Origin of the sequence: Streptococcus sp. 1055, assembly GCF_013276815.1 — a bacterium.
GTDB lineage: Bacteria > Bacillota > Bacilli > Lactobacillales > Streptococcaceae > Streptococcus > Streptococcus pseudopneumoniae.
The window spans coordinates 1-4,703 of sequence record NZ_VMLT01000012.1 but is presented as its reverse complement, the minus strand read 5'-3'; the positions used below and the strand labels follow the sequence as shown (position 1 = coordinate 4,703).

Genomic DNA, 4,703 nt, shown 5'->3' with positions numbered 1-4,703 from the left:
ACAATAAGCTAGGTCAAGTTAGACTGGTTAAGGCGGTTCAGTCTGAACTTTGTTCAGCTGACCGACAAACCAAAGACTAACGACCTAGGTTCCTTGTTGTCAAATAGACCATGGAATAAAGCAAGCGGACATGGTATAATAGCAATATTCTGGCACTAAGCCTTCGAAAGGAGGTGTTTAGCTTGTTAGAACTCATTACTCTTCTTGTTGTTGTCCGAGTAGTGTTGCCCTTAGCGTACGAGTTGGGGAAAGCCTATGGGATGAAGTGGATTGAAAAGCGCTTCGATGACAACGAGAAATAGTGTCACTTTTCACGAACGCTAGTGTGTTGTAGCTAGCGCAAAAAAAGCACCCTAAGTCTTGGCGGACAGGGTGCTTTTCGTTTAGCGTGATGAACTCACTACTCTTGTTGTTGATTAAATTATAACATAGTTTTATAATTGGTGTCAAAAATAGACATTTGTGTTATAATCTTTATGAGGCGCCTCAGTGATACGGTCGGTGGCGTGAAGCTCTTTATTGTCGGGCAACTGGAAACGGATAGCTCAAAGGGCACTATTTTGTGTCGGGTGTGGGACTGCCTTCAGCTTCGAGCTGTAAAGACCCCGAATACGTTTTTAAGAGCTTGGCCCGATAGGGTCTTTTTTTTTTTGAAAAATTAAAAAAATGAAGGATTTTTTTCTAAAGGAGTTACTTTCATACTTACTTTATATATACTTTATATATACTTTGGGGGTGTCAAAAAGTCAGTATTATCAAGGGTTTGCGAGGAGATAAGTGACAAAAAAGTACGTGATACATGACAAAAAAGTACGTGATACATGACAAAAAAGTACGTGATACATGACAAAAAAGTACGTGATACATGACAAAAAAGGTAATAAATTACTTGAAGTTTGTCATGTAATATTATATAATCATTTATGACAAAAAAGTACGTGAGGTTAAGCCATGAAAAAAGGGAAGTCAGAAAATGCGTTTGAGGGCTTGATGTCTAGACAAGATTATCTAGTAGTACAAGCGAATGACCTAGCCAAAGCCTTTGGGAATTTAAAAGCCTTTGAACATAAGCTACTGGACTATTGTTTTAGCTATGTGACCAAAGAAAGCACTGCAACAGATACATTTACGACAAATGCAAAAGAGGTGCTGAAGCACTTTGGATTGAACACTTCAGGGAAAAACTATGAGCGTGTGGCACGTGGCTTTAAAGCCCTAAACGAAAACACTGCGTTATATCTGCCAATCGTTGAGAATGGCGTTAAAGGGATATTGATGACCCAGTTATTTAGAAAAATTAAATTCTTAGCTAATGGCGAAGTGGAATTTATCTTTTCAGAAGATGCTGCGCCTTACGTATTTGCTTTACGTAGCCAGTTCTTCTCGTTCAAATTGGCAGAGTTAGCTCAAATCAAATCAAAGTATGCCATTATTTTGATGAAATTGTGGGAAGCAAATCGCTTTAAAAATCAACGTGTCACAACCATTCAAGGAGATTTAGACGATTGGCAAGATTGGTTTTTAGGGGAAGAGAGAAGAATGCCCCCTGCAATCTTTGCAAGGAACTGTCTGAAAGTTGGGGCAGAAGAGCTAGAGAAAAAATTAGGGGTAGATGTTTATCTAAACGTAGTTAAAAATGGCCGAAAGGTCATTGGCTATGAAATGCAGATTACTGATAATCGACAAGTACCAACTGCAGAGATAATCAAGCAAGCTGAAGAAAGAAGTCGACAGACAGATATTTATGATTTTTTAGATTAAGCACTGTTCAAAAATCTAAGTATGGTTCAAATGGTTGTAACTGCCATGGAAAACACTTGTTTATATCTAATTTATGAGTAAAAAGATGCTATTGAGATGAAAAAGCAGCTCGATGTTGATGAAATTTAAAGAGACTGGGACAAAATTGTCCCAGTCTCTTTCTTGTTAGTGAATTATTCTTCGTATAGAATTTCAGGGTTCGGTATTCTCATCCCTGAACCACCACTACTGTAATTATTTGTTTCTGATTGAGGAAGTGCTATTTGTATTCCACCAGGGCCGTAAGCTACACCTGTAAAAGTTACTCTTTTTATTTTTCCGCTTACATATATTGAACCACTAACTGATTGTCCTGCCCTACCTTGACCGCTTACCGAGTAATATAAGGTACGGCCATTTGTTAATGTAATACGAACTCCTCCAGAGAATTGATAAGAGCTTTTAGTATAAGGTCGTGCGTACCACCATGCTCTACTTCGGTTATCATAAATTTCTATTTTGGAAACTCCACCATTTCCAGTTGCAGTAGAATATGGGGTGATTTGGTTTGCTTTTGGAGTTTCGGCATATGTTGTAACAGTAAATGAAAGAAGAGTGAGAAAGGTAGTTATAAATAAAATAAGTTTTTTCATGGCAGTTCTCCTTTATTTTTTGTATGATTATATCAGAATATTTTAAAAAATGAAAGGGTTTTCTATGAAGAGTGATGTTTTTTTTGATTATTTTTTGAAATCACTTAGGTTTCATCTTGGTGATAGGTGTAAGGATATTGGATTTATAGAGTTTGCTAAGGATGAAAATAATAGTTTTATTATTATAAAGGATTATATTTTAGAATCATTAGTAGTGTTGTCAAATATTTTGAGTAAGGAGAGGATTGTGTTTTCTTGTGGGGTTATTCATAGTAAGGGGGGAGTTACTGGAGTAGAAGTATGTATGAATGTATTAGAGTTAGAAAGATTAAATAATTTGTATAAGATATAGTTTTGAAGAATATTAAAAAATATAATGGAAATTGTCTATGTAGGATGTGTGGAGTTGATAGTATCAATGTTTCCTATGGCGATAATTTTCTCAACTATGTTTACTTTGATTTTTTGGTCGGACAATAGCGAAGCCGTCCGACTGTCATTTTGAAAAAATGACTTTGGGGGACTTATAGAAGTCGCCCAATTTTTCAAAAAATGCCCTTGCGATTCGAGGGCTTTTTTGTAGTTCGCCCTGGCATAAAGTGGGCGGACTAGCTCTCTGCAAGAGCCTTCGGAGAACGCACCTTTACGAAGTAAAGTATAGTGCGTTTATACTTTACATGGAAGTTAGCCGAAATTTGTGCTAAAATTCTAGCTAGAATGTTATCACAATAGACGAGCAATAGGCTTGCCGGCTCGTCTGTCATTCGCTACTCGAATGACCCACCTGAGGAGGTAAAAGTTATGAGCTACATGGTTGCGAGAATGCAGAAAATGAAAGTTGGGAATTTGGGTGGCGCACATAAGCACAATGAACGGATTTTTGAAAAGCACTCAAACAAAGACATCGACACGAGCAGGTCACACCTCAACTATGAGTTGACGGATCGTGACCGCTCTGTGTCGTATGAACGGCAAATTAAGGACTATGTGAACGAGAACAAGAGTTCTAAACGTGGGATACGGAAAGACGCTGTTTTGTGTGATGAATGGATTATTACGTCAGATAAAGATTTTTTTGAAAAGTTGGGCCAGGAGCAGACGAGAAAATTTTTTGAAACGGCTAAAAACTACTTCGCGGAGAATTACGGAGAAACCAACGTTGCTTATGCCAGTGTACATCTTGATGAGAGTACCCCACACATGCACTTAGGGATTGTTCCAATGAGAAATGGTAAGCTGTCATCAAAGGTTATGTTTAACCGTGAGGAGCTAAAGCATATTCAGGAAGATTTGCCAAGGTACATGAATGAGCATGGTTTTGAGTTGCAACGTGGAAAGCGAGATAGCAAAGAACAGCATTTGAGTGTGGCGGATTACAAGGAAAAAATGGGGCGTGAAGCTCTTAATCAGGAATTGCTAGATTTAGGAGCGCCAAAATATTGGCATACGGAAGAACGTAGACCTGCAACAATCTCAGAAATTCAAGATTATGAGGACATAGGTTCTTTATTTGCAGATTCAGACGTGACATTTAAAATCCGAGAAGCGACGTTGGAAGAGCGTTTCAAATGGCTAGACACTCATAGAAACGATTTAAGGGCAGATTTAGGACGTTTAGAGGGTGTCCTTGAGAAAAAGATTGACGAATACGGTAAAATCGATTCTGAGGCTTCTGAGAGGCTCTCAGAGCTATCTGAGTTAAATTCTGAGGTAAATAGTCGTCAGGAGGAAATAAAGGGGTTAAAAAGCGATTCTAAGCGTCTGAGCGATGATGTGGTTCGTCTGGAGAGAGCTCATAGAGAAAAAACGCAACTTTTGGTGGAACAATCAAGTAACTTATCGAAAATTTCGTATAGAGATTTAGATAGACGTCGAGTTGCCAAAGAGTTGCAGGAAGAATTAGAAAATGCTACTCCTAAACTGTTTGGCGATGGCTTTAATTTTACTTCGGATTTTGTTGGACGACTGAAGACGTTTGTGTCTGATGTTGTAGAGAAGCTGGAGCAGGCGGTCAATCAAAATGAGTTACTTAGAAATGCACTAGCAGGCATGAAAATAGCCTATCTCATGCAGAATGGAAAAATCAGCAATTAGAGACTGAAAACAAAGCATTAAAGCTAGAAAACAGGGAGTTGAAAGTTTCTAAAAATCTCTTAGATGATCTTTCTGAAGTCATAACAGAAAAAGAAGTAACCAGTCTCAATAAGCGTTTAGAAAACTTAAGAGAGACACGAGAACTGTCTAGGACAAGACATGAGCCTACAAAAGGGCTGAGTATCTGAGCGATTTATGCCGTGAAAGCTACTTGAC

General features: G+C 38.2%; 4 protein-coding genes. 3 read left to right on the top strand and 1 reads right to left on the bottom strand.

Features of this window, described 5'->3' with window-relative positions; genetic code table 11:
* The first annotated feature begins 951 nt into the window (after positions 1–951).
* A complete protein-coding gene (locus HT699_RS01415; protein ID WP_172934042.1) occupies positions 952–1,761 on the top strand; it encodes a replication initiation protein in 810 nt (269 codons plus the stop codon).
* Between the two features lie 173 nt (positions 1,762–1,934).
* Here HT699_RS01415 and HT699_RS01410 read toward each other — a convergent pair whose 3' ends face one another.
* Positions 1,935–2,393 carry a hypothetical protein gene (locus HT699_RS01410; protein ID WP_172934041.1) on the bottom strand — a complete coding sequence of 153 codons (459 nt, stop codon included), beginning with the start codon at positions 2,391–2,393 and terminating at the stop codon, positions 1,935–1,937.
* A gap of 64 nt (positions 2,394–2,457) precedes the next feature.
* Between HT699_RS01410 and HT699_RS01405 the strand changes: the two genes are divergently transcribed.
* Together HT699_RS01405 and mobV are read left to right on the top strand one after the other, a co-directional pair.
* A complete protein-coding gene (locus HT699_RS01405; protein ID WP_239685142.1) occupies positions 2,458–2,745 on the top strand; it encodes a hypothetical protein in 288 nt (95 codons plus the stop codon).
* A gap of 449 nt (positions 2,746–3,194) precedes the next feature.
* Positions 3,195–4,487 (top strand): MobV family relaxase, encoded by a 1,293-nt coding sequence (mobV, locus tag HT699_RS12100; RefSeq protein WP_345789790.1) that lies wholly within the window; start codon positions 3,195–3,197, stop codon positions 4,485–4,487.
* The last annotated feature ends 216 nt before the right edge of the window (positions 4,488–4,703 follow it).

Bases quoted from the DNA above. Each gene is read 5' to 3' on its own strand.
- HT699_RS01415 (WP_172934042.1), top strand. From the start codon at position 952: ATGAAAAAAGGGAAGTCAGAAAATGCGTTTGAGGGCTTGATGTCTAGA.
- HT699_RS01410 (WP_172934041.1), bottom strand. From the start codon at position 2,393: ATGAAAAAACTTATTTTATTTATAACTACCTTTCTCACTCTTCTTTCA.
- HT699_RS01405 (WP_239685142.1), top strand. From the start codon at position 2,458: ATGAAGAGTGATGTTTTTTTTGATTATTTTTTGAAATCACTTAGGTTT.
- mobV (WP_345789790.1), top strand. From the start codon at position 3,195: ATGAGCTACATGGTTGCGAGAATGCAGAAAATGAAAGTTGGGAATTTG.